The organism is Elstera litoralis (assembly GCF_000963705.1).
In the GTDB taxonomy this organism is placed as follows: domain Bacteria; phylum Pseudomonadota; class Alphaproteobacteria; order Elsterales; family Elsteraceae; genus Elstera; species Elstera litoralis.
The window spans coordinates 1-14,658 of sequence record NZ_LAJY01000100.1; the positions used below are offsets into that span (position 1 = coordinate 1).

The 14,658-nt window shown below is 63.3% G+C and carries 20 protein-coding genes; 7 read left to right on the plus strand and 13 right to left on the minus strand.

The window, feature by feature from the left end; translation table 11 throughout:
* Nucleotides 1-27: 27 nt before the first annotated feature.
* The 5 genes from VZ95_RS28005 to mutY are packed head-to-tail and all read right to left on the minus strand — an operon-like array spanning nucleotide 28 to nucleotide 2,265.
* Nucleotides 28-354 (minus strand): type II toxin-antitoxin system RelE family toxin, encoded by a 327-nt coding sequence (locus tag VZ95_RS28005; protein ID WP_269747060.1) that lies wholly within the window; start codon nucleotides 352-354, stop codon nucleotides 28-30.
* The gene (locus VZ95_RS05120) at nucleotides 299-547 is read right to left on the minus strand and encodes a type II toxin-antitoxin system Phd/YefM family antitoxin (protein WP_045774910.1); all 249 of its coding nucleotides are present in this window, start codon (nucleotides 545-547) and stop codon (nucleotides 299-301) included. The genes VZ95_RS28005 and VZ95_RS05120 overlap by 56 nt, the downstream gene beginning before the upstream one ends.
* Before the next feature lie 34 nt (nucleotides 548-581).
* Nucleotides 582-1,223, minus strand: coding sequence for a hypothetical protein (locus tag VZ95_RS05125; protein WP_045774911.1), 642 nt, complete (start codon nucleotides 1,221-1,223; stop codon nucleotides 582-584).
* Complete coding sequence (locus VZ95_RS28560) at nucleotides 1,224-1,487, minus strand: NUDIX domain-containing protein (RefSeq protein ID WP_332307996.1); 264 nt, start codon at nucleotides 1,485-1,487, stop codon at nucleotides 1,224-1,226. It abuts the gene before it with no gap.
* Complete coding sequence (gene mutY, locus VZ95_RS05130) at nucleotides 1,396-2,265, minus strand: A/G-specific adenine glycosylase (RefSeq protein ID WP_332307997.1); 870 nt, start codon at nucleotides 2,263-2,265, stop codon at nucleotides 1,396-1,398. The genes VZ95_RS28560 and mutY overlap by 92 nt, the downstream gene beginning before the upstream one ends.
* A 27-nt stretch (nucleotides 2,266-2,292) precedes the next feature.
* Here mutY and VZ95_RS05135 point away from each other — a divergent pair, with 27 nt between their 5' ends.
* The 3 genes from VZ95_RS05135 (at nucleotide 2,293) to VZ95_RS05145 (ending at nucleotide 6,708) form a co-directional block, all read left to right on the plus strand.
* Nucleotides 2,293-2,832 carry a DUF721 domain-containing protein gene (locus VZ95_RS05135; RefSeq protein WP_052711501.1) on the plus strand — a complete coding sequence of 180 codons (540 nt, stop codon included), beginning with the start codon at nucleotides 2,293-2,295 and terminating at the stop codon, nucleotides 2,830-2,832.
* 92 nt (nucleotides 2,833-2,924) lie between these two features.
* The gene (locus tag VZ95_RS05140; protein ID WP_052711502.1) at nucleotides 2,925-5,936 is read left to right on the plus strand and encodes a phosphoenolpyruvate carboxylase; all 3,012 of its coding nucleotides are present in this window, start codon (nucleotides 2,925-2,927) and stop codon (nucleotides 5,934-5,936) included.
* Between the two features lie 73 nt (nucleotides 5,937-6,009).
* Nucleotides 6,010-6,708 carry a thioredoxin domain-containing protein gene (locus VZ95_RS05145; protein WP_045774924.1) on the plus strand — a complete coding sequence of 233 codons (699 nt, stop codon included), beginning with the start codon at nucleotides 6,010-6,012 and terminating at the stop codon, nucleotides 6,706-6,708.
* On the opposite strand, the gene VZ95_RS05150 is transcribed toward VZ95_RS05145, so the two are convergent.
* Nucleotides 6,705-7,253: a TetR/AcrR family transcriptional regulator gene (locus VZ95_RS05150; RefSeq protein WP_045774912.1), complete on the minus strand. Its 549-nt coding sequence runs from the start codon at nucleotides 7,251-7,253 to the stop codon at nucleotides 6,705-6,707. The two genes, VZ95_RS05145 and VZ95_RS05150, sit on opposite strands and share 4 nt — an antisense overlap.
* A gap of 80 nt (nucleotides 7,254-7,333) precedes the next feature.
* On the opposite strand from VZ95_RS05150, the gene VZ95_RS05155 reads away from it, so the two are divergent.
* Entirely contained in the window at nucleotides 7,334-8,185 is an 852-nt protein-coding gene (locus VZ95_RS05155; RefSeq protein WP_045774913.1) for an alpha/beta hydrolase family protein, read from the plus strand.
* Nucleotides 8,186-8,262: 77 nt separating this feature from the next.
* Here VZ95_RS05155 and VZ95_RS05160 read toward each other — a convergent pair whose 3' ends face one another.
* The 6 genes from VZ95_RS05160 to VZ95_RS05185 form a co-directional block, all read right to left on the minus strand.
* Complete coding sequence (locus VZ95_RS05160; protein WP_084627588.1) at nucleotides 8,263-8,931, minus strand: uracil-DNA glycosylase family protein; 669 nt, start codon at nucleotides 8,929-8,931, stop codon at nucleotides 8,263-8,265.
* Complete coding sequence (locus tag VZ95_RS05165; protein ID WP_045774914.1) at nucleotides 8,924-9,652, minus strand: NAD-dependent deacylase; 729 nt, start codon at nucleotides 9,650-9,652, stop codon at nucleotides 8,924-8,926. The genes VZ95_RS05160 and VZ95_RS05165 overlap by 8 nt, the downstream gene beginning before the upstream one ends.
* Nucleotides 9,645-10,196: an RNA 2',3'-cyclic phosphodiesterase gene (thpR, locus tag VZ95_RS05170; protein WP_045774915.1), complete on the minus strand. Its 552-nt coding sequence runs from the start codon at nucleotides 10,194-10,196 to the stop codon at nucleotides 9,645-9,647. The genes VZ95_RS05165 and thpR overlap by 8 nt, the downstream gene beginning before the upstream one ends.
* Nucleotides 10,197-10,201: 5 nt before the next feature.
* Nucleotides 10,202-10,573 carry an NAD-dependent epimerase/dehydratase family protein gene (locus VZ95_RS05175; protein WP_045774916.1) on the minus strand — a complete coding sequence of 124 codons (372 nt, stop codon included), beginning with the start codon at nucleotides 10,571-10,573 and terminating at the stop codon, nucleotides 10,202-10,204.
* A gap of 42 nt (nucleotides 10,574-10,615) precedes the next feature.
* Entirely contained in the window at nucleotides 10,616-11,167 is a 552-nt protein-coding gene (locus VZ95_RS05180) for an NAD-dependent epimerase/dehydratase family protein (protein ID WP_045774917.1), read from the minus strand.
* 172 nt (nucleotides 11,168-11,339) lie between these two features.
* On the minus strand, nucleotides 11,340-11,909 hold the full coding sequence (locus VZ95_RS05185; RefSeq protein ID WP_045774918.1) for a class I SAM-dependent methyltransferase: 570 nt from the start codon (nucleotides 11,907-11,909) through the stop codon (nucleotides 11,340-11,342).
* A 204-nt stretch (nucleotides 11,910-12,113) separates the two neighbouring features.
* On the opposite strand from VZ95_RS05185, the gene VZ95_RS05190 reads away from it, so the two are divergent.
* The 3 genes from VZ95_RS05190 to VZ95_RS05200 all read left to right on the plus strand — a co-directional run bounded on the left by VZ95_RS05190 (nucleotide 12,114) and on the right by VZ95_RS05200 (nucleotide 13,958).
* Nucleotides 12,114-13,133 carry an aspartate-semialdehyde dehydrogenase gene (locus tag VZ95_RS05190; RefSeq protein ID WP_045774919.1) on the plus strand — a complete coding sequence of 340 codons (1,020 nt, stop codon included), beginning with the start codon at nucleotides 12,114-12,116 and terminating at the stop codon, nucleotides 13,131-13,133.
* Between the two features lie 61 nt (nucleotides 13,134-13,194).
* Nucleotides 13,195-13,566: a MerR family DNA-binding transcriptional regulator gene (locus tag VZ95_RS05195; RefSeq protein WP_052711504.1), complete on the plus strand. Its 372-nt coding sequence runs from the start codon at nucleotides 13,195-13,197 to the stop codon at nucleotides 13,564-13,566.
* Entirely contained in the window at nucleotides 13,563-13,958 is a 396-nt protein-coding gene (locus tag VZ95_RS05200) for a carboxymuconolactone decarboxylase family protein (RefSeq protein ID WP_045774920.1), read from the plus strand. Before VZ95_RS05195 ends, VZ95_RS05200 begins: the two co-directional genes overlap by 4 nt.
* Here the strand turns inward: VZ95_RS05200 and VZ95_RS05205 are convergent.
* A partial coding sequence (locus tag VZ95_RS05205) for an SPFH domain-containing protein (RefSeq protein WP_198148097.1) occupies nucleotides 13,955-14,658 on the minus strand: 704 nt, incomplete at its 5' end. The two genes, VZ95_RS05200 and VZ95_RS05205, sit on opposite strands and share 4 nt — an antisense overlap.

Sequence of the window (14,658 nt, forward strand, 5' to 3'; positions counted from 1 at the left end):
TATGGGGTTTTGCGGGGGGTTGACGTGCTAGCGTCGCTCGGCCAACCGATAAGCCGCGTCTCGCTCCCGTCGTCCAACCGCAATCACCAAGACCAGCAGTTGATCGTCCCTGACCTCATAGACCAAACGATACCCTGCGGCGCGCGGTTTGATCTTACACCGATCTGGATGGCCGCTGAGTTTGGCGGAAGGCACGCGAGGCATTTCTATACGCTCCGCCAGCTTCTTCTTAAACAATGATCGCAGGCTCGGGTCGAGTTTATGCCACTCGCGCAGCGCCTGTTCTAGGAATGCGAGCTTATAAATCGTCCAGACTGACCGGGATGATCGTTTGGCCCTGGCGGGTGTCGGCAAGACGGTTCAATTCGCCGTCTTCCAACCGCTCCAAGAGAGCTTCAAAGGCATCCGCCGGGATCATGTAAAAGGCGGGGGCGTTCTGATCGAGCACGGCCACGGCACCCCCTTCGCCTGCCGCCAAGGTTTGCAGCGGGTCGCGTTGTACGTCGGCGAGACTCGCCGTTATGGTGGCGTGAATGGCATGGGTCATGTTCGCCCCTTTGCTCGAAAGTAACTCTGCAATCTTACGCCGATTCCACCAACCCCGCCAGCGCCGCCCCAAACCGTTCGGCGGCGATGCGGGCGGGCCAGGGTTCCCACGGCAGGCCGCCGTAGATCGGGTTCAGCGGATCGAGGGCGAGGGGCGGCGTGTGGATGCCCAAGGCTTCGCGGCACTCGGTAAGGCTCCAGCCAGCAACGAACACGGCTTCGGCGGCAGCGGCGCGTTTGTCGGCGGCTTTGATCGGCTTTTTCCAGGCGGGCGGCAGCAGCGCGGGCAGGCCGAAACGGTGATGAACGGCGGTCTGCAACGCTTGATCGAGCGCCTTATAGCCGTCCCCCAAAAAGGGCTTCAGCGGCGAAATCGGATCGAAGCAGACGCCCAGACACTCCGAGGCATCGTGGAGCAGAAAGGCGAGTTTCTGTAGGGGCGTGAGCGGTTTTGCCGCCTCCGCCTCGCCAATCGCCAGCACCGTCAGCGAATGCTGCGCCACCGACAGCGGCCATTCCCACACCGAATGCCCACCCCAGCGCACCGTGCGCGCGGCCCCGATGGCCAAATCCGAGGCTTCGAAGTCGAACGGCGTCGGGTCGAGCAAATTCAGCCGCCGCCCGGACGGCAGGCGCACCCAGGCGCGTTTGGTCGGGGGCTTGTGGATGGAGGGCATTTATTTCCCCAGCACCGCTTTGGCGACTTTGCGATACAGGGTCGGCACCGCCACCTCGCCGAAGCGATCCGGCGTAATCCAGGTGCCCAGCTTCGGATCGCCGAGGCCGACCGCGCCGCGATAAATCTGAAGCTCCAAGTGGAAGTGCGTGAACGTGTGGCGCACGCTGGTATCAACCTTTTGCCACTCCAGCTTCAGCGGCGCATCGGCGAGGGGGGTATTCGGGGGACGGTCGAGCCAGTCGGTGCCCGGCACCTCCATCATGCCGCCGAGCAAGCCTTTTTTCTTCGCGCCGTCGCAAGAGTACCGCGCCGTCTTTTCGCGTTAGCCAGAAGACGGCCCCGTAGCGGGTGGGCTTATCCGGCTTTGCGGTTTTCAACGGAAACCGCTCGGGATCATCGGAAATCCGGGCGATGCAGGCACTCGACACGGGGCAGAGGCCGCAGGCGGGGCGGCGCGGGGTGCAAACCATCGCGCCCAAATCCATCATCGCTTGCGCGTAATCGCCGGGGCGGGCCTGGGGGGTAAGCTCGGTGACAAAGGCTTTCAGGCGCGGCTTTGCTCCGGGCAAGGGCTCTTCGACGGCAAACAGGCGCGAGACGACGCGCTCGATATTGCCGTCCATCACCGCTGCCGGGCGGTCGAAGGCAATCGCGGCAATCGCCGCCGCTGTGTAATCGCCAATACCGGGCAGCAGCCGCAGCGCGTCGTCGTCGCTGGGGAAAATCCCGCGATGCCGGGCCACCACCATCGCCGCGCATTTGTGCAGATTGCGGGCGCGGGCGTAATAGCCGAGCCCCGCCCATTCGGTCAGCACGTCATCGAGCGGGGCTTGGGCTAAATCCTGCACGGTGGGCCAGCGGGCGAGGAAGCGCCGGTAATAGTCGGCCACCGTCTGCACCGTGGTTTGCTGGAGCATCACCTCTGATAACCACACATGGTATGGATCGGCCACCTCGCCCGCCTCCGCCCGCCACGGCAGGCGGCGGCGGTTATGGTCGTACCAGGTGAGAATCAGATCCGCATGCGCGGGGTGGGTCATGCCATCGAACCGTGATAAACAGACGGCATGGTTCGCCGTCCTCAAACGCTAACGCAACAGATAGCGCCCTCCCCGGCTGGGGTCGAGGGGGCAAAGGCGGAAACGCGCACCTGGAAGGCCGGGCCGCGCGCTTTATCGGTCGATCTTGCCAAAGTCGCCCGCCCCGCCGCGCGCAAATTCGGCTTTGCCGACGCCCGCCTCTTCGCCGACTGGCCGATTATCATGGGCGAGGCGATTGCCCGGATGACGCTGCCGCTGGCGATAAAACGCGATAAAACCGGCGACCGGCGCACCCTGGTGCTGAAATGCAGCGCCGCCGCCGCCCCGCTGATTCAGCATTACACGCAGCAGATTCTGGAGCGGGTGAATACCCACTACGGGTTTTCTGCCGTAACGCACCTGCAAATGAAACAAGGCCCGATCCCGCCGCCACCCGTGCCCCCCAAGCCGCGCCCGCCGCTATCGGTGGAAGCGGAGGCGGCGTTGCAGGTGCGGGTTTCTGAAGTAGAAACCGAGCCACTACGCGCGGCGCTGCTCGCGCTCGGTCGTTGCATTGGGAATAGATAAGCTTCACTGTCCTTTTGTAGTAAAAGTACATTGCGCCACACGATGTGATGCAGCAGAATGGCGACAATTCGTCTCGTTTTAGGACTATCCCGATGGCCCGCTCTGCCGCCAAGCTTCGTTCTGTGCCGCTCAATTCTCCGAAAACCGGCGCTTTGCCGGATTTGACCGTTGGGGAGATCTGGTTTCCGGCGGATGAAACGGCCAATGCGGCGGCGCTGCACAAAAATCTCACCGAGCGGCTGAGCGGTTTGCGCGAGCGGGCGGAGGTCGATCCCTTCGGCGATCCGATTCTGATGCTGGCGCTCGACCTAACCCGGATGCTCGATAAGGGCGAGGTCACTGCCAGCGGCGTTGAGCAATTGGTGCAGCATCTCACCGCGCGCACCTTCGAAGCGCGGGCGGCGCGGCTGGCGGCCTATGTCGGCGAAACCGATCCCGTCCAAAATGATGCCAAGCTCGACGCCTTGCTGCGCACGGTCGCGGAAGGCCGCAGCTTCGAGGATTTCGCGGCGCAGGTGCAAAGCCTGCACTACGGCATCGTTTTTACGGCGCATCCGACCTTTTCGACCGGGCTCGATCTGTCGCGGGTGATGGCGGCGTTGGCGACGGGGCGCGATGCGGCGGGGGCAGCGATTTCCGACGAAACGCGGGCCGCGCTGATGCAATCGGTCGCGCTGGCCGATCACCGCCCGCCGCGCGATCTGAGCTTAAGCGTCGAGCATAGCTGGTGCCTGGAAGCCCTCGGCAATGCCCAAACCGCGATGGAGCGGCTACACGGCCTTGTGCTGCGCCTTGCGCGCGAACTCTACCCAGAGCGCTGGACCGAGCTGTCGCCGCGCCTCGTCTCGCTCGCCACCTGGGTCGGCTACGATCACGATGGCCGGGCCGATATCACTTGGGCCGATACGCTGCGACTGCGTTTGATCGTGAAGCAGGCCCAGTTGCAGCGCCATCGGCGCACGCTGGCGGGGTTGATTCTGGAGGCGGGGAACGGCGCTACGGCAACCGTGCTCGAACTGCTGGAATCGCTGCTGGCCCTGGCGGAAAAACAGGTGGCGGACCAGATCCGCGCGGCGGTTGTCGCCGGGCAGAGCCTGGAAGACGCCCAGCGCTTCGCCTATACGCTGGTGCAGGGCATGGAAACGGCGCTGGTCGATAGTCACCGCCTGGTCACGCTCACCAACCGCGCGCTGGAGCAGAATCTCGCCGAAGGCGGGGCCTTGGCCGAACGGCTGGCGGTGCTGAAAGCCTCGCTCGCCCTACACGGCCTGGGTGCCGGGCATAGCCATTTCCGGCTGAACTCCACCCAGCTTCATAATTCGATCCGACGACAAGTTGGGCTCGAAACCGGGCCGGAAGACCCCGCTCACCGCCGCAGCTACTATAATGCCATCAATGATCTGATGGAGCGGGTGCAGCCGGTCAGCATCAATGTCGGCTCGCTGTTGGCCGAGCAAGCGTCGGCCAAACGCATGTTTATGATGATCGCTGAACTTGCCAAAGCCATCGACCGGGAAACGCCGATCCGCTTCCTCATTGCCGAAACCGAAAGCGCATTTACGCTGCTGACGGCGCTGTACTACGCCAAACTGTTCGGCCTGGAAGAGCAGATCGAAATTTCGCCCCTCTTTGAAACCGTCTATGCGCTGGAGCATGGCGACCAGATTATCGAAGACGCGCTGCGCTCGCCCCATTACCGCGCTTATGTGCAGAAGTCCGGCAAGCTGTGCATTCAGTTCGGCTATTCCGATTCGGGGCGCTATATCGGCCAGTTGGCGGCGACCTTCCATATCGAGCGCCTGCGCTTGCGCCTTGCGGGCGTGCTGCAACGGCTGGGGCTTTCCGGCGTGCAGGTGGTGTTCTTCAATACGCACGGCGAATCCATCGGGCGGGGCGGGCATCCCACCAGCCTCACCGACCGGCTGCATTACCTCGCCCCGCCGTTTAGCCGCGCTGAGTTTCTGGCGAACGGCATTACGGTGAAGGAAGAAAGCAGCTTCCAGGGCGGCGACGGCTATCTGATTTTCCAGTCGCCGGATATCGCCTATGCGGCGGTGGCGCGCATCGTCGAAGTCACTCTGGTGCCGAGCCCCGAGGCCGACAATGATCCGATCTACGGCCAGGGCGATTTCTCCACCGAGTTTTTTGCGACGGTGAAGCAGTTCTTCGGCGAGTTGGTGGATGATCCCAATTACGCCACGCTGTTGGGTGTGTATGGAACGGCTATGCTGTATCGAACCGGCTCGCGCCCGGTCAAGCGCCAGTCGGAATCCTGGGGGCGGGTACCGGACCTGTCGCACCCCTCACAACTGCGCGCGATTCCGAACAACGGCGTGTTGCAGCAGTTGGGCTTGCTGGCCAATACCATCGGCGGGCTTGGGCGGGCGATGAGCAAAGACCCGGACCTTTGCGCCGCGCTGCTGAAATCCTCGCCGCGCTTCCGGCGGGCGATGGCCTTGGTCGAGCACGGTATGTCGGTGAGCGATCTCGACGTGATGCGCGCCTATATCGATACGCTCGACGCGGGCATGTGGCTGCACCGCTCCGGGCGTACCAAACTGCCGCAGCGGCGCGAGGAGTTGCGCTCGGTGGCCCGCCACTTGGAACGGCTCGATTCGCACCATCGTTTGACGAAAGTTTTCCGCAAGCTCCAGGGCGATTTCCTCACCTTACGCGATCATCTCGCCTATTGCCGCAGTCAAGGGCTGGACGTGCCGCCCGTGGGGCTCAAGGAGTCGGAGCGCGATGATTTGGTGCTGCTGCACGCGATCCGCGTCGGGTTGATCCATCGGATTTTCCTGCTGGCGACCCATGTGCCGGATTTCAGCCCGCAGCACGGCACCACCTTCGAAGAAATGTTCGCGCGCATTCTGCATTTGGATGTGGAGCCGGTGCTGGACTTCCTTGACGATGTCTTCCCGGCGCGCCCCGATGCTGACGCCCCGGCGGCGCTCGATTTCGGCGAGCCCGCCACCTATCGCGGCGGCGTAGGGCAAACCTATGAGGCCGAACACGAGCGCCTGTTCCGCCCGATGCGCGGCTATTTCGAGCTGATCCGCCGCATCGGCACCGCCATTACCTATCAGATCGGTGCGGTGGGGTAGGGGCGCGCAAAGCGCCCTTGTTCTGCCACACTTGCCCTATTACCTTCCGAGCGATCTGCTGACCGGAGGTATTATGCTGAGCCGTCGTTTGTTTTTGCCGCTTGCGGCGACCGCTGTCGTTGGGGGCGGTGCGCTCCTCTATACTCGCCCTTGGGAAAAGCCTGCGTCGGCCCCGGCAACCCCCGCCAGTGCCAATACGGCCCCGCCGCCGAAAGCTGCGGCAACGGCCCCGGCAAGTTCGGTCAATCCGCTTCTGCTCGCCCGTGACGGTGATCGCATTCTCGGTAAGGCCGACGCGCCGATTACGATTGTCGAATATGCCTCTTTCACCTGCCTCCATTGCGCGACTTTCGCCAATAAGGTGCTGCCGCAGATCAAGAAGGATTGGGTTGAAACCGGTAAAGCGAAACTGATTTACCGCGATTTCCCGCTGGATCGCTTGGCCTATGAGGCCTCCCTCCTGTCGCGGGCGGTGGCGGGGGACCGTTACTATGCGTTTGTCGAAATCCTCTTTTCCCAGCAGGAAAAATGGGTGACGGCGAAAGATCCGCGCGCGGCCCTGGGGCAATTGGCGAAGCTCGCGGGCCTGGGCTCGGCGGAGATCGAGGCGGCGTTCGACAATAAAGCCGTGGGCGATGCCATTCTTGCCCAGCGCCTTGAGGCCAGCGAAAAGCTGAGCGTGGATTCGACGCCAACCCTGTTCATCAATGGCGTCAAAGTGGCCGATCACGGCACGGTGGACGCGTTTGCCAAAGCGCTGGCCGCCGCTTAGGCTGCGTCCAGCACTAAGTCGAACGGCTGTGTGGAGCGCTGGATTCGTGCCAGAATCCAGGCTCCTTCCAGCGTACTGAAGAACCGTAGCGCCCGATCTCGCGCGGCGTCGGCTTCGCCCAAGCGGATTGCGTGGGCGCTCAAACAGGCGAGTAACGCTTCCAGCGCGGCTTGAACCGCCGTATGCAGCCGCGCCGATTCGGGTACGGCGGTCAGTGCAATCGCGGTTACGGGACAGCCCGCCTGCCAACCCGAAGTTTCCAAAATCTGCGCAACGGCAACGGTGAAGCGCGCGAGACCGTCCCGGAAACTGGCGGCCTCGGCAAAGGCCCGGTCGATCATGCGGGTCAGGCTGGCGGTCGCTAATTCTACGGCAGCTTCTGCCAACTCCTCCTTCCCGCCGGGGAAATGATGGTAGAAGGAGCCCTTCGGCGCGCCGCTGATCTCGATAATCTCCGTCAATCCCACGCCATTATACCCACGCCGTCGGAATAGATCGGCGGCAGTGGTGATGAAGCGGGATTTTGCGTCGGACGGGCGGGCCATCGGGTGAAAATGCCAGTTGTATGGTGATCGGTCTAGTGTTAAACATTCTATGGCAATCACCCTAGAATGGGAATACGTCGATGCCCAAGCTTCAGCCGGTTCAGTTCAGCAGCGCGCCGGGCGTTATTCTCAATGGAACCCTGTTTCTGCCCGATGGGCCGCCGCGTCGCATGATTGCGCTGAACGGCGCGACCGGGGTAGCGCACACCTATTACGCCCGTTTCGCGGCTTGGCTGTGCGACAGCGAGCAGGCGGCGGTTCTGACCTATGACTATCGCGATTTTGGCGCGTCGTCGGGCGGTTCGCTGCGCTCCTCCCGTGCGACGATGGCCGAATGGGGCGCGGGCGACCAATCGGCGGCGGCGGATTTCCTGCTGGACACCTATCCCGACCTGCCGTTGTGGGTGATCGGCCATTCCTTAGGCGGGCTGTTCGTGCCCTTCTACGCCCAAGCGGAGAAAGTCGAGCGGGTCATTGCGGTGGCGTCTGGCCCGGCCCATTGGACACTGCACCCGCTCAAATTCATGCTGACGGCGCTGTTCTTCTGGTGGCTCGCCGGGCCGCTCTGCACGCTTCTCCTTGGGTATATGCCGGGACGGTTGCTGGGCGCGGGGGCGGATTTGCCGAAGGGGGTTTTCTGGCAGTGGCGGCGCTGGTGCCTTTCCACGCGCTTCTACCGCCCCGATTGGGGCGGCGCACTGCCCGAACCGCGGTTCGACGCCGTGCGCTGCCCGGTGACACTGGTGAGCATTTCCGACGATGTCATGGTGCCGCCGCAGGCGGTGGCCGGGCTCAAGCATTTTTACCCGAATGCCGAGGTAGAGCATCGCACCATCACGCCGAAAAGCATTGGCGCGCGCCAGATCGGGCATATCCGCCTGTTCTCGGACCGCAACGCCGCAGCCTGGCCGGCGATTTTGGCGCTGGGGTAGGGGTGTCTATCGGGGCTTTGCCCCGAACCCCAGCCAAGGGGATTTTCCCCTTGGCAATCCCATTTTCTTGATCCCGATTATTCCAATAATATCAATGAAATAAGAAGTCGCGGATTCTCAAGGGGCCGAAGCCCCTTGAGTGGGGTGGAGGGGCAAGCCCCTCGAAAGACTGCGCAGACCTCTGCCCGCATCTCTGGAATGATCGCCCCCTCCACCCAGGGATTCTGCGCCAGCCAGCGCCGATTGCGCGGGCTGGGGTGGGGCAGCGGCCAGAGCCGCCCGAGGCTGGGATGCTCAACCGGCCCGGTGCGGACGATCTCCGTCACTGAATCGCTGGCCCGCTCCGGCAGATAGGCCGAGAGAGCGTAGCGCCCGAGCAGGATGGTCAAGTGAATGTTCGGCAAAAGCGCCCGCAACCGCCAGTGCCAGAGCGGGGCACAGGCCGCGCGCGGTGGGGCGTCGCCGCCGCCCTGCTTGCCGGGGTAGCAGAACCCCATCGGCATCAGCGCCACGCGGGTTTCATCGTAGAACGCCGCCCGGTCGAGCGCGAGCCAACGCCGCAGCGTATCGCCGCTCGGGTCGTTGAATGGCTGGCCAGTGGCATGAACCTTCGTCCCCGGCGCTTGCCCGATGATGAGCAGCCGCGCCGCCGGGTGAAGCTGCACGACGGGGCGCGGGCCGAGCGGCAGATCGGCACAGGCAGTACAAGCCCGCACCTGGGTCAGAAGGTCGACAAGCTTAACCACGGCCCAGGAGCATGTTAACCAACCAGGGCACCAGCTCCGTCGCCGGGCCGGTGAGGGCTTGATTGAACATCGTCGCGCCGTGGGAGGGTTCTAAATTCAATTCCAAACAGAAGGCCCCGTGCTTGCTGGCTTCGGCAACGAAACCAGCGGCGGGGTAAACGGTGCCGGACGTGCCAATAGAGAGAAACAACGCACACTCGGCGAGCGCCCCATAGATGCGCTCCATACCGTAGGGGATTTCCCCGAACCAGACGATATCGGGCCGTCGCGTGCCAATGTTTCCGCACTTCGGGCACACATCGGCGAGGGTAACATCCCCTGTAACCTCGCGATTGTCGTGGCAAGCGGTACACCGCACCCGCCGAAGTTCGCCGTGCATGTGTAAGATAGACTTGCTGCCGCCGCGCTCGTGCAAATCGTCGATATTCTGGGTCACGATCAGCACCGGGCCGCCCCATTCCGCCTCAAGCTCGGCGAGGGCGCGATGGGCGGCGTTCGGCTGAACGGCGGGATCGTCTAACTGGGCGCGGCGGGCGTTATAAAAATCCTGCACCTGTTGCGGGTCGCGCGCATAGGCTTCGGGCGTCGCCACGTCTTCGAGCTTCACTTGGCTCCAGACGCCGCCAGCATCGCGGAAGGTGTGCAAGCCGCTTTCGCGCGAAATGCCTGCGCCGGTCAGAATTACAATCGGGTCGCCCCGGCGGATACGCAGCTCAGCCATTTTCGTCTTCTTCCAACGGATACACAGCCTCTTCCCGGTAGAAGGGACCGTCAGCCTGACTCCAACTGGAATAGAGGATGAAACGGTCGAACGCCACGGGGCCGATGCGCAGGGGCGAGTTGGCGGCGATCTGCCGCATCAGCGCGCCGACCGACGGTTTCTTGAGCCGGGCGAGGGTAACGTGGGGGATATATTTTTGCGTATCGGGGGCAAGGCCGGCCAAACGCAGGGCGCTTTCCACCCGTTCGCGTAACTCTAGCAACGCGGGCTCCCGCTCTATGCCGACCCAGAGCACGCGCGCGGCCTCCCCCTGGCCGAAGGTATCGATCCCGGTCAGGGTAAGGGCAAAGGGGGCAAGGCTGATCCCGTCGAGCGCTTCGGCGATATCCTGCGCCACCCCGCCATCGACCTCGCCGATGAAACGCAGGGTGAGGTGCAGGCTTTCGGGCGGCATCCAGCGCGCGCCGGGCACGCCCCCGCCGAGCAGTGACAGGCGCGTTCGCACCTCGGGCGGCAACGGCAGGGCAACGAAGAGGCGCAGCATGGGGGCTAGCTTTCCACCGTGGCGGTGAAATCGGCAAAAGCCCCGTCGAGATCAAAGCTGGGGCGAAAGCCGGTTTCCTGGATGACGCGGCTTACATCGAGAGGGGCGCGGTCGCCGACCGGGGGTAGGGTGATATTGGTTTCGGTGGGATCAGCGGTCAGTGCCCAATCGAGCCCCGGATAGCGGCGAGCGAGGCGGGCGCACCAATCTTCAAGGCTCCAGCGCCCGCCGGGGCCGACATGATAGAGCCGATGGGCGAGGCGTGGGGCGCGCAGAAGCGTATCGAGCGCCAGGGCCGCATCGGGGCATAGAGCCAGTCGTTGAGGCCGGGGCGGGGTAGCCGGATCGGGGTACCCGCCCGTGCCGCGTGCCAGCATTGCCAGGGTGGCGACATGGCATCGCGGTGGCCGGTATCATATTCATACGGGCCGAAAAACGTCGCTGAGCCGGGCCACGACCGAATCGAGCCCCGAGAGCCCCGCTAGCCGGTCCAACATCGCTTCTTGCGCGGCCTTGCCGATGGCGGGGAGCGTGTCGGGCCGAATCGCGCCGTCCTCGCGCAAGGGGGCGCTGGTGAAGGCGAGCGGACCGAAGACGGCGGCGCTGCTGACCAGCACAACCCGGCGGACAAGATGGCGCTGGGCGGCCGTGAGCACGCTCAGCGCGCCCAAGACCGCGACATCGAGAATCTCGCGCGCATCGTGGCGTTCGCGGTCCGGCCCGGCGGAAATGGCGGCCAGATGGACGATATGGCTAATGCCGTAATCGCGCAGCACGGTGCCGAAACGGGCCTCGTCGCGGATATCGCCGGGCAGGGCCACAACCGGGCCGGGATTGGTCGTGAGCCGGGCAATCGCCCCCGGCGGCGGCGGGCTCATACCGAACAGCACCGTGCGCACGCCGCTCTGCGCTAGCCGCTCGGCCAGCGAGAGCCCGAGAAAGCCGGTGCCGCCGGTAATCAGAACCTGCATGGCCGCTCCGGGCTTCGTCCCTTAAATATCACGGCGGTTTTCCAGCGCTGTTAATAATTTTGCAAGGTCCAAAGGTTAATCTGAACTCTCTGAGACGCCTTATCTTGCGTCATCGCTCCTGTGGGGGAGTTGGCCTGAACCGCCTCCCCCACAGCAGAGCTCTTCCCCCAAATTACGCTTTTTTCTGAAACCGCCACACGGCGGCGGGCGGCACGTTGAACCAGATGCGGCCAAGGCGCGTGCCCTCGATGTTCAAGCTGGGATCGCGCAACGGGCTGAACGGCGGATAGGTATATTGAATGAAGCTGCCCTTCGGTTTCAGCACGGCGAAAGCGGCTTCCACGATGGATTTCTGCACGCTTTTCGGCATCGGGCGGATCGGCAGGCTGGAGACGACCGAGGCAATGCGACCGATGCGGTGCGCGGGCAGCAGGTCCGTCAGCGTCGCGGCGTCGCCTTGCAAAATCTCGACGCCGGGGAAGCGCTTGCGCAAATAGTCGGCGAGGCGCGGGTCGAGTTCGACCACATAGAGCGCGTCGCGCGGCACGCCCGCTTCGAGCAAGGCGGCGGTGACGACGCCAGTGCCCGCGCCGATTTCGACAATCGCTTCGCCGGGCGACAGGCGGATCTGCTTTGCCATCATGCGAGCCAGGGCCGAGGAGGAGGGCAGAACCGCCCCGATCCGGGTGGGATTATCCATCATGGATCGCAGAAACACGAAAATACCGTGAGCTGAACGCATCGCAAGGAAGCCCTTCTGTGGCCGTAAGCTATGACCGGAACGCCGGAGCCTTACTGATATAAGACTATAGTGTGGCGATCGGGTGACGATGGCGCAAAAGGGATGGTGGGAGCAAGGGGGAAGCGGTTAAAGCCAGGCTGCTTGTAATTTCGTGTCAACCGGCTTACCTCGTGACCCCAAAGATGCTCTCGCGAGGAAATCCATATGTCCGTGAAAATTGCCGTGGTTGGCGCTACTGGGTCCGTGGGCCGGGAAATTCTGATTTGTTTGGCGGAAGCCGATATTGTTGCCGCCGATGCGGTGGTGGCGATTGCCTCGGATCGGTCGGTTGGCAGTCAGGTTTCCTTCGGCGAGGATGATGATTTGACCGTGCAGGCGCTGACCGGGTTCGATTTTAAGGGCATCACCCACGCGTTTTTCGCCGTCGATAGCAAAACGGCGGCGAAAGAAGCCAAGAAAGCCGTGGAGGCTGGGGCTATCGTTATCGATTGCTCCGACGCTTTCCGGCTGGAGCCGGGGGTTCCGCTGGTCGTGCCGGGCGTGAATGACGCCGCCCTGGGCCAGATGAAAAAGAACATCGTCGCTACCCCGTCCGCGCTCGCCATTCTGCTCGCCTGTGCGCTAAAGCCGCTGCAAGAGCATGTGCCGATCAAGCGCGTCGTGGTCTCCTCCTATCAGCCGGTTTCCGGCTTGGGGCGGCTGGCGATGGACGAATTGTTCAGCCAAACGCGCGGCATCTATGTGAACGATCAGCCGACCAAAGAGCATTTTCCCAAGCAGATCGCCTTCAACGTCATCCCGCAAGTCGGCGAGTTTCAGGGCGATGGCTATACGACCGACGAAGCGGCGCTGGCGGGCGAAACCCGTAAGCTCGTGGGGCCGGATATTCTGCTGACGGCCACCTGCGTGCGCGTGCCGGTCTTCATCGGCCAGGCCGCCGCCGTGACGGTAGAGTTCGACAGCGCCCTAACGGCGACCGCCGCGCGCGAGTTCTGGCGTAAAACGCCGGGCCTTTCCGTCATCGATCACCGCACCACCGAAGGCTATGTGACCCCGGTGGAATCGGCGGGCGATGACCATGTGTTCATCTCCCGCGTCCGCGACGATAAAAGCGTGCCCCACGGCATCACCTTCTGGTGCGTCACCGACAATACCCGCAAAGGCGGCGGGCTCAATGCCGTGCAGATTCTGGAAGGCTTGCTGAAGGCGAAGGGGAAGAAATAACGCTTGAGTTAGAGCGCGCTCTAGGCGCTATCCATCGCAGCGTTGAACGGAAGGACGGTCGATGAAAATCGGGGATCTTGCCGCGCGCTGCGGGCTATCGGTCCATACGCTGCGCTATTACGAACGCATTGGGCTCCTGCCCCGCATCGCGCGGGATCAGGGGCAGCAGCGCGTTTACGATAGCGCGGCCTTGGTGTGGATTGCCTTTCTCGGGCGGCTGAAAACCACGGGCATGCCGATTCAGAAAAATGCTGCGTTATGCGGCTTTGCGGGCCGAAGGGCCGAGCACGGCGGCGGCGCGGCGGGATTTGCTGAGGGATCATCGCGCCGAGGTTGCGGCCAAGATTGCCGAGCTTACCGACTGTCTTTCGGTTCTGGACACGAAGATTGCGGATTATTCCGCCCAACTTTCGGCTCAGGAGACCGTGAATGACAAACCCCATCCCCCAGGATCGCTATAGCCGTGGATTGGCCCGCTTAACCGAGGTTGACGGTGCGGCAGGTGAAGCCGTGATCGCCGCAATGGCCGATATCGCGCCCGACTTGGGCAAAGCCATTATCGAATTTGCTTTTGGCGAAATTTACACCCGCCCCGGTTTGAGCCTGCGCGACCGGGAGCTTGCCACCATCGCCGCCCTCACGGCCCTCGGCACGGCGACGCCGCAGTTGAAAGTCCATCTCCACGGCGGGCTCAATGTGGGGCTGACGCGCGAGGAGATCGTCGAGACCATACTGCAAATGGCGGTTTATGCCGGTTTTCCCGCCGCGCTCAATGGCATGTTTGCGGCCAAGGAGGTGTTTGCGGCGCGGGAGGTTGCCGTTTAACCCGCCGTTGGAATACGGCTCGGCTTCGCTTCGCCCGCCGCCTCTTGAGCGGCGAACTGCGCGCCGAGGCGGCTGGGGGCGGCCACATCCATCACCACCAGCTTACCCTTGCTGGAGGCGTGGACGATGGCATCCAGCCGGTTGAACTCGATCAACTGTTCCATCAGCCGTTCGGGATTGACGCCGGCGGCGTGGAGTGCCTCGGCGTTCTCGCGCAACAGGGCGACATAGCCGTTGAAGATGAGGGCACGGGCTTCGCTGATGCCTTGAGCTTGGCGGATCATATAGGCGGCGTCCGCCTCCGCCTCGCCCCGGCGGCGAATGAGAGTGGAATGGGCTTCGAACTGGGCGGCTTCCTGGCCGCGCGCGGCGCTCACCACTTTATCGAAGGAGCGTTGCACCTCCTCCGACACATGGGGCGCGCCAACCGTGATGCTCTGGATTTGATAACCGAAGGCGGCAAAGCGCGCCGCCACCTGCTCTTCCAACTGATGCCCAAGACTCATGCTCTCTTCGTAGAGTTCGGCGCTGCTTTTATTGCCGGTGACGGAGCGCATCGCGTCCATCACGAAACCCGCCAGCATTTCATCGACATTGTCGACGCTATAGGCCGCCGCGATAATGCTCTCGCGGCTATTGGTCACGGAGGTTTGCACGCTCGCCGACAGCGTCATGAACAAAATTGTCTTTGGAGCGAATC